The following is a 14,802-nucleotide window of genomic DNA, read 5'->3' as shown; positions in this document are numbered from 1 at the left end:
TTTTCGCAATGAAACACAGGTCTTCTGGCAGATAAAAATCATTGCCAGACGCATAGCCGCCATCGGGACACAATGCCTAAAAGCACAGCATACACTACCTGATGGTAAATATTATACCATTATATGGTATTTGTAAACTGCATTTAAGCAAATATACAATATTTTTCATCTCTAATTCGCATTAAAAAACGAATAGGTTTGTGACTTTCTTCTTTTTTCGTGACTTCTTTTAGGAATTAATGTAAGTATAATTCTAAAAATCCCGAATTTCAAGGTGTGACAGGTAAAGTGACAGGTAAATTATACCAAACATAGTATCTTGTTTAACCAAATTTACTGCCGCTCGAAAAATTCACCCTGAAAAACGGCGCAAAAAGACCATGCACCCTTTTTCAGAATGCATGGTTTTTCATTACGTTCTGCCAAACTCCGACAGCTGTAAGCCTTCATTGTGTTCCAACGCCCAGTTAATACTCCAACTGTTGGCGAAGATCAATAAATACCTTCCCTTCAGGTCCTGAATCCGCTTTGTGTCAGATGTCAGATTCAAGGTTTTGGGATCAATCTCCTCGTTTTCGATCCACCGGATATGCTCATATGGCAGCGTATCCAAGCGGATGTCGACATTATATTCATTTTTCAGGCGATATTCCAGCACCTCAAATTGCAGCGTACCGACCACGCCGACGATAACTTCTTCCATACCGCCGCCCAGCTCCTGAAAGATCTGAATGGCGCCCTCCTGCGCAATCTGTGAAATTCCTTTTACAAACTGCTTGCGCTTCATGGTATCCATCTGCCGGACCAAAGCGAAGTGTTCCGGCGCAAAAGTGGGAATGCCCTCAAACTGGAACTTTTTCGAGGGCATACTGATGGTGTCGCCGATGGAAAAAATACCCGGATCAAAGACGCCGATGATGTCCCCTGCGTAGGCCTCTTCCACAATTTCACGATCCTGGGCCATCAGCTGCTGCGGCTGGGACAGCTTGAGCCGCTTGCCGCCCTGCACATGCAGGACTTCCGTACCCTTTTCAAATTTGCCGGAACAAATTCGCATAAAGGCAATTCTGTCGCGGTGCGCCTTGTTCATATTGGCCTGGATCTTGAAGACAAACGCAGAGAAATCATCGTCAAACGGATCGATCTCGCCGGCGTCGGACTTTCTGGGCAATGGAGGGGTGGTCATGCGAAGGAACTCTTCCAGGAACGGCTCCACACCAAAATTCGTCAGAGCGGAACCAAAAAAGACCGGTGAAAGCTTTCCATGCCGGACCGCTTCCAAGTCAAACTCGCCGCCGGCGCCATCCAACAACTCCACATCGTCCACCAGCGTCTGGCGGTGGTCCTCTCCGATCAGCTCCGCCAGGTTGGGATCGCTCAGGTCTGCCTCAATCGCCGTCACCTGACGCTGTCCGTTTGCCAGTTCATCGTTGGCCCGGAATGCAATGATCTCCTTTTTGTTGCGGTCGTAAACACCCTTGAACTCCTTGCCGCAGCCGATGGGCCAGTTCATCGGATAGGTTTTAATACCCAGCTCATATTCGATTTCATCCAGCAGGTCATACGGGTTGCGCGCCTCGCGGTCCATCTTGTTAATAAACGTAAAAATGGGGATATCCCGCAGCAGGCAAACCTTGAACAGCTTGCGCGTCTGCGGCTCCACACCCTTTGCCGCGTCGATGACCATCACGGCGGAATCAGCCGCCATTAAGGTACGATACGTGTCCTCGGAGAAATCCTGGTGACCGGGCGTATCCAGAATATTGATACAGTAGCCGTCGTAATTGAACTGCATGACGGAAGAAGTGACGGAAATTCCTCTCTGCTTCTCGATTTCCATCCAGTCAGAAACCGCGTGCCGCGCCGCCTTCTTCCCTTTTACCGCGCCGGCCAATGTGATCGCCCCGCCGTAGAGCAGAAACTTTTCCGTCAACGTCGTTTTACCGGCATCCGGGTGGGAAATGATCGCAAACGTCCTTCTTTTTTCAATTTCTTTTACGTAACTTGCCAAAGCCGTTCCTCCACAAATTCAGATATATGTCATCCCTCAAGGGAATCAAAGCGGTTTCAGTTCCAAGGGAAGCCCGTCCGGGTCCATAAAAAACGTATACTCCTGCCCGGTATACTCATCGATACGCACCGGCTCCACCTCGATGCCCCGGCGTTCCAGCTCCGCCGCTGCCGCACGCACATCTTCCACACGGAAAGCCAAATGGCGCAGGCCGCAGGCCTCCGGACGGGTCGGGCGCGCGGGACTGTCCGGAAAGGAAAAGAGCTCCAACTCGCAGTCCCCGATTTTCAGATCCAGCTTATAAGAATCCCGGTCGGCTCGATAATTTTCACGGATCAGTTCCAGTCCCAGCTTTTCCAGATAGAATTCCTTCGATTTTTGATAATCCGAGACAATGACTGCCACATGATGCACCGCCCGCAACAGAGGTTTTTCTTCGGAGAGCTTTTGCACCAGCGCCCGGTCCGCCGGACAGAATGTGTATTCCCGCAGTTCCTCCGGTTTTACCCAGCGCACATCCTGATGCACATTTTTCTTCAAACTGCCGGCGCGGATCGCCGCGTTATAAAAAGCAAAAGCAAAGGGTTCGTCCCCATATTGATACGATTCCTTTGCATACAGACCCTGCAAGGCGATTTCCAGCCCCAGCTCTTCCCGGCACTCCCGCACCACGCATTGCTCCATTGTCTCTCCCGCTTCGCGCTTTCCTCCCGGGAATTCCCACAGCAGGGAGCAATTGCCGCCCTCGCCGCGTTGACAGATCAATATTTTTCCGTTTTGACGCAGGATCGCCGCCGATACTTCCGTCATAGCACCGCCCCACTCAGCCGCTCTTCCCATTCCGCGGGGCGGAATCCTACCAAAACAACATCTTCACCGATTAAAAGCGGGCGCTTCACCAGCATACCATTGGTCGCCAGCAGCGCAAACTGCTCCTCAGACGTCATCGCGGGAAGCTTTTCCTTCAGGTTCATCGATTTATACACCAGCCCGCTGGTATTAAAAAAGCGTTTCAATTCCAGTCCGCTGCGCGCCTGCCAGTCTGCCAGTTCCTCTGCGGTAGGATTCTGCTCTACAATGTGTCGGTCTTCAAAATCCACATGATGTTCCTCCAACCATTTTTTAGCTTTCTGACAGGTACTGCACTTGGGGTACTCAATAAATAGATAGCGCATTTGCTTCACTCCCATGTTTTCCAGATTTCCGGACAATATCCCACTGTTGCCTGCCGTCCGTTGCGAATGATCGGGGTACGGAAGCAAGCCGGGTTTTCCAACAGCTTTTCTTCTTTCGCACTGTCGTATGCCAGATAGCGGATCAGCGCGGCGTCCTTCGCCTTTGGGTCAATCAGCGCTTCCAGCCCGCCCACAGCCGTTTTCACACTGGAAAGCTCTCCCTTGCTCATACCGAACCGCGGCAAATCGATCAGCTGGTATTTGATTTTGCGTTCTTTAAAATAGCGTTCCGCTTTTTTCGTATCAAAGCATTTTGCTTTTCCAAAAATTTGTATGTTCATGTTTCCTCCTGTGACCGGCGGTCTTCCATACAGAACCGTATTTTTTCCGCCGTTTGCGACAAACTAATGGGGCCGGAAGGCCTTTCAAAAATTGTCCTTTTGAAATTCGTTCCGACAACGCAAATGCACATTTACCCGCGGAAAGGAGCGAGAACAATGGAACCGAGAAACAAACAGCTGCCTCCCCTGTCGAAGGAAGAGTTTCTCTTCAGCACCGACAACGTCGCTTCCAATATGGACTGCACCGGCCTGATCCCCTTCGCACCGGAAGACGATTTTGAGGCGGAAGCGTACACCGACATCTACGCTATTCCGCAGCCGGAAAACAATCAGCCGGACGGCTTGCAGCACACGTAATTCCTCTGTACTTTTTCTCATCCGGACCGGGTATGCGCCAGCATGCCCGGTTTTTTACCGCCGCAGCAGCTTTTTAATGTTGATTAAGATTTCATTTGCGTTCGCTGCAATCATCAGCGCCGTCAGGAAAATTTCGATGGCGATCCAGAAGGGCGCCTCCCAGATCATCACGATACTTTGCAGGAGCAATAGTACCGTGTTCACCGTCAATCGCAGGCCGCTGTACCGCAGCTTGACAAAGCGCCGCGTATCCCATGCACGGATTAAAAATACCAGCAAGTAACTGATAAAGGTGGCAACTGCCGCGCCATTGACGCCAAATTGCGGGATCAGCAGAAAATTGAGCACCACATTGCTCGCCGCGCCCACTGTCGTCGTCGCCAGCGACAGCATGCTCTTCTTCTCCACCATATAGATGCTGCCGAGGAAATTTACAATACAGGTAAACACCGTTGCCAACACCAGAAACGGAATGTACTTCCACGAAGAATAGAACGCGTCGGAAACCAGCAGTTTTGTAATCACTTTGCAGAATAAAATAATGCCGGAACCCACTATAAAGAGCAGGGAACAATAGCAGCGGAATACTTTGGTAAAGAACCGTTCCCGCCCCTTTGTTTCTGTGACAGCGGACATCTGCCATGCATCCATAAAGATACCGGACACCAGTACCACAATGGAAGGCACCTTGTAGGCGACCGCATAAAGACCGTTCGCATCGTTGCCCAGCATATAGGATACGATATAGCGGTCCGATACGTTGGTGATCCACCAAAGCATGGTATTGGGAATCAAGGGGACGGAATATTTCAGCATCGCCAGGGACGTGGGCCACCGGATGCTGCGGATGTGGACATATTTCCACAGGGTCGCGTTTACGGAAAGGAACAGCACGGAGAGCGCGTCGGAACAGACGATAGCCAGTACATAGCCGAATACGCCCCATTGCAACCCCAGCAGAAACAGCAGATTAAACAGGATGGTCGTCACAGTGCTGAGAATCCCGTCCACCGCAAACAGCCGCACCTGTCCCCGTGCGCGGACAAACTGTGAGCAGAGGGAACGCAGGGTGGACATCAGCACAAACATATAAATCAGCCCTGTGTGCCCGGAGATAAATTCCAGCCGGTCCAGCAGCGGCCAGAACAGCAGCAGGATGACGAACCCGCCCATGATGGTCAGCAGGCCGGTGGTAAACACGTCGTTCTTGCGCGAAGTCCTTTCCAGGCCGAACCGAAGCACTGCGTTGACAATGCCCAAAGAAACCAATGGAAGCAGCAGGTTCCCGGTCTGTATGATCAGGTCGGTGACGCCGTATTCCGCGTTGGTCAGAACACGGGTATACAAGGGCATCAACAGGAAAACCAGCACCTTGGAACTGAAGGTGCCGATTGCAAAAATTACGGTATTGGATATGAGCTTCTTATACTTATCCACGTTTCCTCCTGTATTTTCGTTCCCAAACAGGATACGGATTGAAGCCGGGACGCCCCGGATCGATTACAGCTTTTCCAATTCCTTTGCAAATTTCGTATGGTTGACTTTATCATAAAATGAGGCATGCCACATCTGGCGCGCATTGGAACGCAGTTCCGTCTTCTTGGACGCGGGCGCGTCCGCATATGCGGAGATGGCGTCTGCGATCTCCTGAGCGGTGGGATTCTCGCCCAACAGGTACCCCGTTCCCGCGTTGATCATCTCCGGAATACCGCCCACGCTGGTTCCCACCGCGGGCACGCCGAAGGAAAAGGCCTCCATAATGGAAACCGGAGAACCGCCCTCCGTCTGGGAAGCCGTCAAAAACAGGTCCACATGGTGCTCCTGATAGTATCGGATGATCTCCTGGTTCTGCACCGCACCCAGAAAAGCGTAGGAAATATTCGGGTTGCCACCCAGCCGCTGTTTGGCCAGCGTTTTCATTTCCTCTTCCTGCGTACCGCCGCCCGCGTGTACCCAGCGGATTTTCCGGCCCGGCAGCAGCGCCAGCGCCTCAATCAAAAGAAAAATACGCTTGAGCGGAATCACGTTGGAACAGGAAAAAAGGCTGACCGGTTCCCCCTCTTCTGGCGGGTTGAGGCCGTTGTCCGGTACGCCGAGATACGCCAGCTTGTAGTGTTCTTTGCTCTGTGTGGCAAAATGCTCCAGATAGTAGTCGCGCGCTTTACGGGCGACAAAAAACACCGCGTCCATCTGGCCGTCCATAAACGTCTTGTACGGCTGGACACCTCCCGGAGAACGCTCCCGGTACAGGTCGTATCCATGTGTACGTGTGATCAGTTTCATACCAGGACGCTTTTTCTTTTCCAATGCAAGCGCCAGCGCGCCATAGTTGTACCAGTAGGAATAATATATGGTATGTTCGACATCCGTAAAAAAGCCCTCTTCCTCCAGATACCGCTGGAAAAGGCGCGCCGACAGGCGAAAGGTGCGCACTTCGGCTTCTCTCGCGCGGAAGCTTCCCTCCGCATGGTTATTTCCAAACACGCTGCGGTAATACTCCCGATCGAACAGGCAGCCCAACAGGTTTTTTATTTTATCCGCTGCCGTTGCATCCCGATGGTAACGCCGGACGTGAATGCGCTCCGGCAATGTAAATTCCTGCTTTTCCACCGGGCTTTTGCAGACCAGCGTAATGTCAAACCGCTGCGCTGTCACCGCCAGTTCCGGCAGGACAAAAGGCATTTCCCCGCGCGTAAAGGGAAAATGATCCGTGATCAGAACCAGTTTTTTCATCATTCGCTCCTGTAGCAATCAGCCTTCCAGTTTCTCAATCTTTTTTTCAAACAGCGGCACCATAACCAGCCAATAAGCCAGCGCGACCCCGTAAGCGAACGGCGGATAGGACGAGGCCAGCAGCGACGTCACCAAAAAGCCCGGCATCATCAGCACCGGGAACATGGCATACGGGTCGCCTTTTCTACGCCGCAGAAAATACAGCAGCGCGCGGAACCCTGCCGCCACATTGATGGCAAAATAGAACAGCGCTGTAAAGATGCCGCTGTCGTACAAAATCTGGATAATACAGTTGTGCGTTGTCGCCGCAATCCCATAGTCATGCACATAGATTTTTCCGCGCTCATGACCAAACGGCTCGATGCGATTCAAAAACGCGTTCCAGATTGTCGTGCGGTGGGTGCTCACCTGGTCCGCGTCTTTTCCCTCCATATCCAGACGATCGTTAAAGTCATTAATTGTATCATCCAGCTTGGTTCGATTCAAAAAAGGATTTAAATACTGGTATTCGTCCGGCAGCAGATGATTCGTCGCGGCGTACGCATAGACCGCAAACGTTCCGCACTTAACCAGACCAAACGTCACCGGCACACAGATCACCACAACCAGAACAATGGGCAGAACCCGGCGCAGGATCATTTTGCTAACGGCCTTCAGCCCTTCCCTGCCGTGTTCCACCAGAAAATGGAGAACAAACCACAGGGCAAAAGACACGATAAAGGCAATAAATGCCGTACGGGAACGGCTGAACAGCACAAAAGCCGCTGCCGTGCCGAGGCCGATCAGCGACCAGACGCGCTCGCTGCGCTCATGCAGATAGAGCGCCACAAAATTCAGCGTCATGATCGGGTGCTTGATGTGCAGACCTTCTGGCGCCGGGGTAAAGGTCCGCTGTTCGTCCTTCTTCCAAGCCAGCGTGTACTGAATCAGAAACAGCGGCATGGTGAAGGACAGGTACTGCCCCAGCGAATTGGAATTGGTGAACATGGCGCGGTACTGGCTGCCTGTGATCGGGCTCAGCAGAATACTGGCCACAAAAAAGATCATATTGAAAACCACCACGCCGCGCGTAAACAGAGAAAACAGCGTGCCGTAATCCCCCCGGTTATTCCAAATAAAGAAGACGCAGGGGAATACAAACGCAAAGATAATGCTGATCGCCGCCCAATCCAAGGAAGTGTAAATCGCGGAAACCAAAAAGAACACACACATGCCCGTCCAAAGCAGCGTCATCATCGCATTGCAGCGCTTTTTCTGCAAGGGGCCCCGGATGGACGCCACTGCAATGACCGCCATCAGCACACAGCAGACCAGGTCAAAAAAGACGTATTTAATAATGGACGGCAGCGGCAGCGCCCCCAAAATCAAATTGGTGATGTTGGTATGTTCCAGATATATGATAACCATCATGATAAAAAAAGAAGCGCTGATTAAAAAACCCTTTACTTTGTCGCTCATCCTGCGCGCAAGCGGTACAAAGGGTTTTAATAGAAATAAAAAAATGCTCTGCATCAGGTCGGCAACCACATCGGCGGCCTTCTCCAGTATGTTGCCGGTTCTTTCACTCTGATTGCTCATAAGTATCCTCCAAGTTCCTATGCGTTCTCCTGTAAACCGCCGCGCTGCTATGCGCCAGAACGGCCCACAGCGTCGCCGCTTTTTTTGCCGCAAATATGAATGCAATTATAGCATCTACCCGCAAATCCTGTCAAATAGAGGAAAATCCGCGTCAACGGCGTTTGGCTTCTTCCTGTTTCAAATGCTCCACAAAGTCGCGGTCCGGCGTCACATAGATGGTATTGTAATCGACATAGATCACCATGCCGGGCTTCGCGCCGGAGGGCTTGCTGACATGGCGCACCTGTGTGTAATCCACCGGCACCTGGGAGGACTCCCTGCCCCGGCTGTGCGCGGCTGCTAACAGCGCCGCTTCCCGGATTGCGGTTTCGCTCGGCTCGCGCCCCTCCGTCACCAGAATCGTATGGGAGCCTGGAATATTTTTGGTGTGCAGCCACAGATCGTTGTTATTGGCTTCCTTCATGGTCAGCCGGTCGTTTTGACGATTGTTGCGGCCTACTAAAATACGGAACCCGTCACTGGAGGTAAACTCCAGGGGAGCGGCGGCGGCAGGCGGCTTTTGCCTGCTCTTTTGTGCACGGATATACCCCTGTTCCACCAGCTCCAGGCGAATTTCGGAAAGATCGCGTTCCACCGACGCGCGGCTCAACTCCTCAAATACGGTATCCAGATATTCCAGCTCCTGCTGCGCCTGCTGTATCTGCTCCGTCAGTTTTTCCTCCGCCGTGCGCGCCTTGCGGTACGCCTTGTAGTACTTCTGCGCGTTCTGAGCGGGCGTCAGTGCCGGGTCCAGCTTGATTTTCAGTATCGGAGCCGCTTCATCGTAAAAGTTTTGCAGCTCCACGCTGGTCTGTCCTTTTTCAATCTGGTACATGCTGGCGCTGATCAGGTCGCCGCAGACACGCAGATGATCGCGTTCCGCGCAGCGCTCCAGCTCCGCGCGCTGCAGGTTGATCTTCCGGCTCAGACGGTCCGACGCATTGGACAGCACACGCAGCAAATCCTGCGAACGCGCCCGCATGCGCTCCAACCGGTCCCTGCCCGCGTAGAAGGCGTCCAGCAATTCCGAAAAATGTTCCTGCCTGGTAACCACCGCCGCGGTGCCGTACTGCGTGATATTCATAAAGGAAAAATCCATCGGCTTATGCTCCAGGCTGGTCACCATATACGGCGCGCCGCCGCTGTTTTGGACGGTCTCCGCCATGCGGTTTAAAAAGAACCGCAGCCGGTCCCATTGCTCCTCCGTCATATCCTGTGTGCACAAATCCAAGCCGCGCCCTGTCACATGCTCGATCTCCCGGCAGACCACGGGAGACACGCCCTGCATCGCGGAAAGCAGCGCCTTGGAAAGCGCCGTATTGGCAGGCAGTGCATGCAGCCGGTCCAAAACCGCCTGCGGTTCCACCTCTAACAGACAGAGCTTATTTTGCGGCGGAGGCAGCAGATAAGTCAACCCCGGCAGCACCAGCCGCTCGGAAGACATTTCCGCGTCGACGCGTTTGAGGGCATCGACAATTTTTCCGTTCTCATCCACCAGGATGATATTGCTGTAGCGGCCCATGATCTCAACTGCCAGTGTGAGACGCACCTCGTCCCCCAACTCATTGACCGCGTCAAAATCCAGCAGCAGCAGACGCTCCAATGCGGGCTGGCGCACCGCCGCCAGCTTCGCGCCGGATAGGCGCTTGCGCAGCAGCATGCAGAGCATGGGAGGCACCTTGGGGTTCTCCGGCACAAAGCGGGTAAAATGAATGCGGGCGCTGTTGGCGCGCGCGGAAAGCAGCAGCTTGTAAGAATCGGTGCGGGTACGCAATGCAAAGACCATCTCTTCCCGGTTGGGCTGATAGATTTTATCCACACGCGCACCAATTGCCGCCTCTTCAATTTCTTTTTTAATATGTCTCAAAAATGCTCCATCCAGAGCCATTTGATCAGTCCTTTCATATGGGACGGGCTGTTACAGGAATTTTGCCGGGCTGTGCATCCGCACGGATTTATTCATTTCAACGCCCGGGAAAGCCGCCTGCATCCGCTCCAGCAGCGGCTGGATCACCACGTCCTCCGTATAAAAATGTCCCGCGTCCACAAGCGTCATCCCCATGTCCTCCGCCTCCAGAAGCTGGTTGTGCTTGGTATCCGCGGTAACCATCGCCTGTGCGCCCTTTACCGCCGCCTCTGGGAACAGGTAAGCGCCGGAACCGCCGCAGAGGCCCACTGTGGTGATTTCCCGGCCTCCGTCCGTATATTTCAACCCATCACACCCCAGCGCCTGTTTGACAAAGGCCGCGAATTCCTCCGGCGAATAGGGACGGTCGGTCTCCCCAACCAAGCCCTCTGGAAGACCGCTGTGCTCGTATTCCTTCAGCATACGCACGTTTTTCAACTGTAACCGTTCCGCCAGGCAGGTATTGACGCCGCCCTGCGCCATGTCGAGGTTGGTATGCGCACAGATCGCCGCAATTCCATTCTGCGCCAGCAGATACGGAGCGGAACCAAAAGCCAGGCTTTTCAGCGGTTCAAAAATGACCGGGTGATGGCTGACGATCAGCTGCGCATCCATTGCAACAGCTTCATGCACCACCTCCGGCGTAATATCCAGAGCAAACAAAACTTTGCGCACGGAAGCGCCGCGGCCCCCCACCAGCAGGCCGGGATTGTCAAACCCCATTGCCGTGTGGAACGGGGCAAACCCATCTATAAAATCATAAAAATCGCCGACAGTAATCATTGTGACCCTCCTTTTGATTGGTCGAGCAGGGCATTCAGCCCGTGCAAAACTTCCCGCAATTGCGCCGCCGTCTGTACCTGGCCGGAAATCGCCATACCGTCCGCCTTCTTGGACAGCCGTGCGGCACATTTGGCTATGTAGGTCCGCGCCGCTTCCGTATCCGCCTGCAATTTTCCAATATAAGGATAGAGCGGACCGCCGCCGGCCTGCGCCGGATCATACATGGCCTGCATCACCGAGTACACATGGCCGTCCTCTTCGACCGCCTTTTCCTGTAAAACAGCATACCCTTCCCGCTCGAGAGACCGGCGCAAATCCTCCGCAGAGGTCATTGGCTGCAAAATCAACCGCTTTTCTTCATTTTTCAGCCATGGAGCCGTTTCAATCAGACGTATCATCAGCTCTCCGCCCATGCCGGCCATTACGATGTCGTCCGCCTCATGGGGAAAGATCACGCTCAGTCCGTCGGACAGCCGTGCGGAAACCGTGTCCTCCACATGGTATTTGCGGATATTGCGTTCGGCGGAACGAAGCGGGTCCAGCCGCACATCCGCCGCGATCGCGCGGGAAATCATTCCCTGCCTCGCCAGCCAGATGGGTAAATACGCATGATCTGTTCCGATATCCGCGAGCTTGACCCCGGGACGCACCATGGACGCACAAAGCGCCAGACGGGCTCCCAATGAAAACAGTGGGTGCGGCATCGCCGTACCTCCTTCAGAAAATGAAATTGCCGCCCGCCAAATAGGTTGACGGGCGGCGCACACAGGGTTTATTTATTTGCCGGCCAGATGCGCGTTCAACTTTTGGACCATTTCGTCCACGTTAACACCATGCACCATGCAGGCCTGCTCCAAGGATTCCCCACGGGAAGCCGGACAACCCAGGCAATGCATGCCCATTTCCAAAAAGAAAGGAGCTGTGGTCTTGTCCATATCCAGAATATCCCCAATAATTGTCTCTTTTGTAATTGCAGCCATGAAACGTTCCTCCGTCCGCATAAATTGATGTTTTTATTATAATACCCAGCCAGATAGAATGCAATACGAAGAACGGACATAAATTTACAAATGAAGCGCCTCTGCGCCGCATAGATATAAAGAAAGGTGCCCCGGATCACTCCGGAGCACCTGCGTCTCATACGTAAAGAATTATATTATTCTTCCCTCATCTTTGCAAAGCACTCGCTGCAATATACAGGACGGTCTTCACGGGGCTTAAAGGGAACCTTTGCCTCACAGCCGCAGCTGGCGCAAGTAGCAGTGTACATTTCGCGCTCAGGTTTTGCAGCATTTTTACGGGCATCACGGCAGGATTTGCATCTCTGGGGCTCGTTAACGAATCCCTTGGAAGCATAGAATTCCTGTTCGCCAGCGGTGAAAACGAATTCAGCGCCACATTCTTTGCAGATGAGAGTCTTGTCTTCGTACATTTGATATACCTCGCTTCAGATTATAGATATTTTGCCCTTGCCGGATTTGCACCGCGCCTTTGTAATGAACAACGCTCCTCTTGAGCTGGGCATATGGACTAACTAAAACGGTTCTTTCAATTTGCGGCGCACACGTTGCAGGGCGTTATCTGCAGCTTTTGAGGTAATGTGAAGAGATTCGGCAATCTCATGATAACTGTAACCGCCCAAATAAAGCATAAGCACCTGGTGTTCCATTTTAGATAAGTTGCGGCCAATGTACTGCTTGAGCAGTTGAAACCGCTCGTGATTCATCAGCTTTTCTTCCGGATTATCCGCCGCCTGTAAAGAAATTTCCTCTACTCCACCTTTCTCACTGAGAGAGACAAAGTTATTCAAAGGAAGGTTCTTTCTCCCGGCAGCCCACCGGTATGCCATAATAATCCGGTTGCCAATGCAAACTCCCGCATAGGTGCGGAAACTTGCCCCACCGTTTTCCTGATAGCTCTGCGCTGCATCCAGCAGGCCCATCAGGCCTTCCTGACACAGATCGTCAGCCTCCAGCATCGTGCTGTGAAACGGCGCCGCTTTTGTCCTGATTAAAGACATATAGCGGGTTGTCAACTCCAGAAACGCATCGGAATTTCCATTCTTCATGAGAGAAATCAGCTGACCGTCCGTATACTCTTCCAACGACTGCATATGGACTTCTTCCGTCAAACCAAACACCTCATGAAACCTACGTTTTTTATGACTCCTATATCATACCGCATTCTCTCTGTGAAGTCAACAAATATTTTACATATGAAAAAAATATATTTGTTTTATTTCGTCAATGCGACCTGTTCTTTTATTTTTCGCCTCCCTCTCAGCCAGTTTTTGGGCTGTTTATGATTCGCTGCATTTAATTCTTCGCATGCTTTGCAACTGCATTGTTTTTATGCTATGATGAATTTCATATTGGATTTTGGAAAATTGACGCAGAAAGAGGTGCTTCATGAAACGGTTTGGAACGAAAGAAGAAAAAGTACACGGCCGTGCACAAATGGAAGGCCGTAAAGATTCTTTTGCACATGGACTCAATTTCTATAAACTCGCGTTTATTTTTATCATCGGCTGTATCGTCGGCTATTGTGTGGAAATGCTGTGGTGTTACCTGCGGCTGGGTTATTTTGAAAGCCGCCAGGGCCTGATTTACGGTCCGTTCAGCCCGGTTTACGGAATGGGAGCCATTATCTTTACCGTATTGCTCTACCGATTCCGCCATTCCAGCAGTTTTGTTATCTTTATTGCAAGCGGTGTAATCGGCGGCACATTTGAATACGTCTGCTCGCTGCTGCAACAGGTGCTCTTTGGTACCGTCTCCTGGGAGTACAGTGACTCCCCGCTGAATATACACGGGCGGACCAATGTTTTTTATTCCGTATGCTGGGGCATTTTAGGGCTGATATTCTTGACGCATACCCTTCCCTTCCTGACCAACCTGATTGAAAAAATTCCAAACCGGCCGGGAAAAGCAATCGCGTGGGTGCTGATCGCCTTTATGATTTTCGACATTGTGATTTCCGCCGCGGCTGTGCGCCGGCAAACCAACCGCCATTTGGGGATACCCGCCAGCAATCCGGTCTCCGCTTTTCTGGATGAACACTATACGGACGACTATTTAAAAAAGGTCTATCCCAATATGCAGCTGGCCGGATAGATGATAGGACCCCCGCTCTGTTGTGTAAGAACATATGGAGCGGGGGTTCTCTATGTTGTGGCGTCAATGAGTATACTGGCCTGACACCATGGGGTAAACTACGTCAGGCCGATTTCGATCCATAGCGTCGCACGGACGCTGACCTCTGCACCTAACATTTTAACGATTCAAACGCTCCATTTCAACCCACAGCGTCGCACGGACGCTGACAAAAATCCACCGTGCTTCCTCCTTTGCCAACTCATTTCAACCCACAGCGTCGCACGGACGCTGACCCACCATCCCGGACGGCAAGCGCATCTACACGATAATTTCAACCCACAGCGTCGCATGGACGCTGACAGCAAAATACACCAAATACAAACTGCAAAAACTTGTACAACTCTTGCAAAAATGTATTTTTATATATTTTATCTTATCTTAATCCATGTGAAAATGCAACTTTAATGATAGCGGAAAACGCTGTTTCCAAGTGCGAATCTCCTGGGAATTTTGTGTACGCTTTCGATTCGCACTGTCTCTTCGTATCCAAGTTTGATTCAGGAAACACAAAGAAAAGTCTGTTGTAGTATCCGATATATAATAGACTACTTAAAGCAAACCATTTAAAATGGGAAAGCAACGCTCTTAGACAAGCATTTCTTCCGGTCATAAACGCTGTTTTCGTACATTCTTTTTAAACAGACATTCTGCAATCTTCTGGGACGCCGCGCAATCTCACTTGGTCTATGCACCAACAACGTCCGCATTTTCAAGGTGCCGCTCC

Annotated in this window: 15 protein-coding genes and 1 pseudogene; 2 read left to right on the top strand and 14 right to left on the bottom strand. The window is 51.9% G+C overall.

Annotated features, from left to right (window positions below):
- Window positions 1-412: 412 nt before the first annotated feature.
- From BN2106_RS04570 to BN2106_RS04555, 5 genes and pseudogenes are all read right to left on the bottom strand, one after another.
- On the bottom strand, window positions 413-2,011 hold the full coding sequence (locus BN2106_RS04570; RefSeq protein WP_050697380.1) for a peptide chain release factor 3: 1,599 nt from the start codon (window positions 2,009-2,011) through the stop codon (window positions 413-415).
- A gap of 45 nt (window positions 2,012-2,056) precedes the next feature.
- A complete protein-coding gene (gene gloA2 / locus BN2106_RS16710; protein ID WP_050697589.1) occupies window positions 2,057-2,437 on the bottom strand; it encodes an SMU1112c/YaeR family gloxylase I-like metalloprotein in 381 nt (126 codons plus the stop codon).
- A gap of 30 nt (window positions 2,438-2,467) precedes the next feature.
- Window positions 2,468-2,821: pseudogene (locus BN2106_RS16705) on the bottom strand ((deoxy)nucleoside triphosphate pyrophosphohydrolase); the annotation flags it as partial.
- Complete coding sequence (locus BN2106_RS04560; protein WP_050697379.1) at window positions 2,818-3,186, bottom strand: arsenate reductase family protein; 369 nt, start codon at window positions 3,184-3,186, stop codon at window positions 2,818-2,820. The gene BN2106_RS04560 and the pseudogene BN2106_RS16705, both read right to left, overlap by 4 nt.
- Before the next feature lie 5 nt (window positions 3,187-3,191).
- Window positions 3,192-3,527 carry an arsenate reductase family protein gene (locus BN2106_RS04555; protein WP_050697378.1) on the bottom strand — a complete coding sequence of 112 codons (336 nt, stop codon included), beginning with the start codon at window positions 3,525-3,527 and terminating at the stop codon, window positions 3,192-3,194.
- Between the two features lie 156 nt (window positions 3,528-3,683).
- On the opposite strand from BN2106_RS04555, the gene BN2106_RS04550 reads away from it, so the two are divergent.
- Window positions 3,684-3,884, top strand: coding sequence for a hypothetical protein (locus tag BN2106_RS04550; protein ID WP_050697377.1), 201 nt, complete (start codon window positions 3,684-3,686; stop codon window positions 3,882-3,884).
- A gap of 54 nt (window positions 3,885-3,938) precedes the next feature.
- On the opposite strand, the gene BN2106_RS04545 is transcribed toward BN2106_RS04550, so the two are convergent.
- The 9 genes from BN2106_RS04545 to BN2106_RS04505 all read right to left on the bottom strand — a co-directional run bounded on the left by BN2106_RS04545 (window position 3,939) and on the right by BN2106_RS04505 (window position 13,054).
- Window positions 3,939-5,321, bottom strand: a complete 1,383-nt coding sequence (locus BN2106_RS04545; RefSeq protein WP_050697376.1) for a lipopolysaccharide biosynthesis protein — start codon at window positions 5,319-5,321, stop codon at window positions 3,939-3,941.
- A gap of 63 nt (window positions 5,322-5,384) precedes the next feature.
- The gene (locus BN2106_RS16915) at window positions 5,385-6,617 is read right to left on the bottom strand and encodes a glycosyltransferase (RefSeq protein WP_050697375.1); all 1,233 of its coding nucleotides are present in this window, start codon (window positions 6,615-6,617) and stop codon (window positions 5,385-5,387) included.
- An 18-nt stretch (window positions 6,618-6,635) separates the two neighbouring features.
- Entirely contained in the window at window positions 6,636-8,195 is a 1,560-nt protein-coding gene (locus BN2106_RS04535; protein ID WP_050697374.1) for an O-antigen ligase family protein, read from the bottom strand.
- A gap of 151 nt (window positions 8,196-8,346) precedes the next feature.
- Window positions 8,347-10,101 carry an Rqc2 family fibronectin-binding protein gene (locus tag BN2106_RS04530; RefSeq protein WP_330379765.1) on the bottom strand — a complete coding sequence of 585 codons (1,755 nt, stop codon included), beginning with the start codon at window positions 10,099-10,101 and terminating at the stop codon, window positions 8,347-8,349.
- 51 nt (window positions 10,102-10,152) lie between these two features.
- Window positions 10,153-10,923 (bottom strand): Nif3-like dinuclear metal center hexameric protein, encoded by a 771-nt coding sequence (locus BN2106_RS04525; protein WP_050697372.1) that lies wholly within the window; start codon window positions 10,921-10,923, stop codon window positions 10,153-10,155.
- Window positions 10,920-11,627, bottom strand: a complete 708-nt coding sequence (locus BN2106_RS04520) for a class I SAM-dependent methyltransferase (protein WP_050697371.1) — start codon at window positions 11,625-11,627, stop codon at window positions 10,920-10,922. Before BN2106_RS04520 ends, BN2106_RS04525 begins: the two co-directional genes overlap by 4 nt.
- A 72-nt stretch (window positions 11,628-11,699) precedes the next feature.
- Window positions 11,700-11,903: a DUF1858 domain-containing protein gene (locus tag BN2106_RS04515; RefSeq protein WP_050697370.1), complete on the bottom strand. Its 204-nt coding sequence runs from the start codon at window positions 11,901-11,903 to the stop codon at window positions 11,700-11,702.
- A gap of 176 nt (window positions 11,904-12,079) precedes the next feature.
- Window positions 12,080-12,355 (bottom strand): zinc-ribbon domain containing protein, encoded by a 276-nt coding sequence (locus BN2106_RS04510; protein WP_050697369.1) that lies wholly within the window; start codon window positions 12,353-12,355, stop codon window positions 12,080-12,082.
- 102 nt (window positions 12,356-12,457) lie between these two features.
- Window positions 12,458-13,054, bottom strand: a complete 597-nt coding sequence (locus BN2106_RS04505; RefSeq protein WP_050697368.1) for a sigma-70 family RNA polymerase sigma factor — start codon at window positions 13,052-13,054, stop codon at window positions 12,458-12,460.
- Window positions 13,055-13,331: 277 nt separating this feature from the next.
- On the opposite strand from BN2106_RS04505, the gene BN2106_RS04500 reads away from it, so the two are divergent.
- The gene (locus BN2106_RS04500) at window positions 13,332-14,036 is read left to right on the top strand and encodes a putative ABC transporter permease (protein ID WP_330379763.1); all 705 of its coding nucleotides are present in this window, start codon (window positions 13,332-13,334) and stop codon (window positions 14,034-14,036) included.
- The last annotated feature ends 766 nt before the right edge of the window (window positions 14,037-14,802 follow it).

Source organism: Anaeromassilibacillus senegalensis (assembly GCF_001261775.1).
Lineage (GTDB): Bacteria > Bacillota > Clostridia > Oscillospirales > Acutalibacteraceae > Anaeromassilibacillus > Anaeromassilibacillus senegalensis.
The sequence above is the reverse complement of the archived record's forward strand: the minus strand, read 5'-3'. Positions and strand labels throughout refer to the sequence as shown.

Excerpts from the sequence above, each read along its gene's own strand:
- BN2106_RS04520 (WP_050697371.1), bottom strand. The coding sequence starts at position 11,627 with ATGCCGCACCCACTGTTTTCATTGGGAGCCCGTCTGGCGCTTTGTGCG.
- BN2106_RS04500 (WP_330379763.1), top strand. The coding sequence starts at position 13,332 with ATGAAACGGTTTGGAACGAAAGAAGAAAAAGTACACGGCCGTGCACAA.
- BN2106_RS04555 (WP_050697378.1), bottom strand. The coding sequence starts at position 3,527 with ATGAACATACAAATTTTTGGAAAAGCAAAATGCTTTGATACGAAAAAA.
- BN2106_RS04525 (WP_050697372.1), bottom strand. The coding sequence starts at position 10,923 with ATGATTACTGTCGGCGATTTTTATGATTTTATAGATGGGTTTGCCCCG.
- BN2106_RS16915 (WP_050697375.1), bottom strand. The coding sequence starts at position 6,617 with ATGAAAAAACTGGTTCTGATCACGGATCATTTTCCCTTTACGCGCGGG.
- BN2106_RS04550 (WP_050697377.1), top strand. The coding sequence starts at position 3,684 with ATGGAACCGAGAAACAAACAGCTGCCTCCCCTGTCGAAGGAAGAGTTT.
- BN2106_RS04515 (WP_050697370.1), bottom strand. The coding sequence starts at position 11,903 with ATGGCTGCAATTACAAAAGAGACAATTATTGGGGATATTCTGGATATG.
- BN2106_RS04560 (WP_050697379.1), bottom strand. The coding sequence starts at position 3,186 with ATGCGCTATCTATTTATTGAGTACCCCAAGTGCAGTACCTGTCAGAAA.
- BN2106_RS04535 (WP_050697374.1), bottom strand. The coding sequence starts at position 8,195 with ATGAGCAATCAGAGTGAAAGAACCGGCAACATACTGGAGAAGGCCGCC.
- BN2106_RS04510 (WP_050697369.1), bottom strand. The coding sequence starts at position 12,355 with ATGTACGAAGACAAGACTCTCATCTGCAAAGAATGTGGCGCTGAATTC.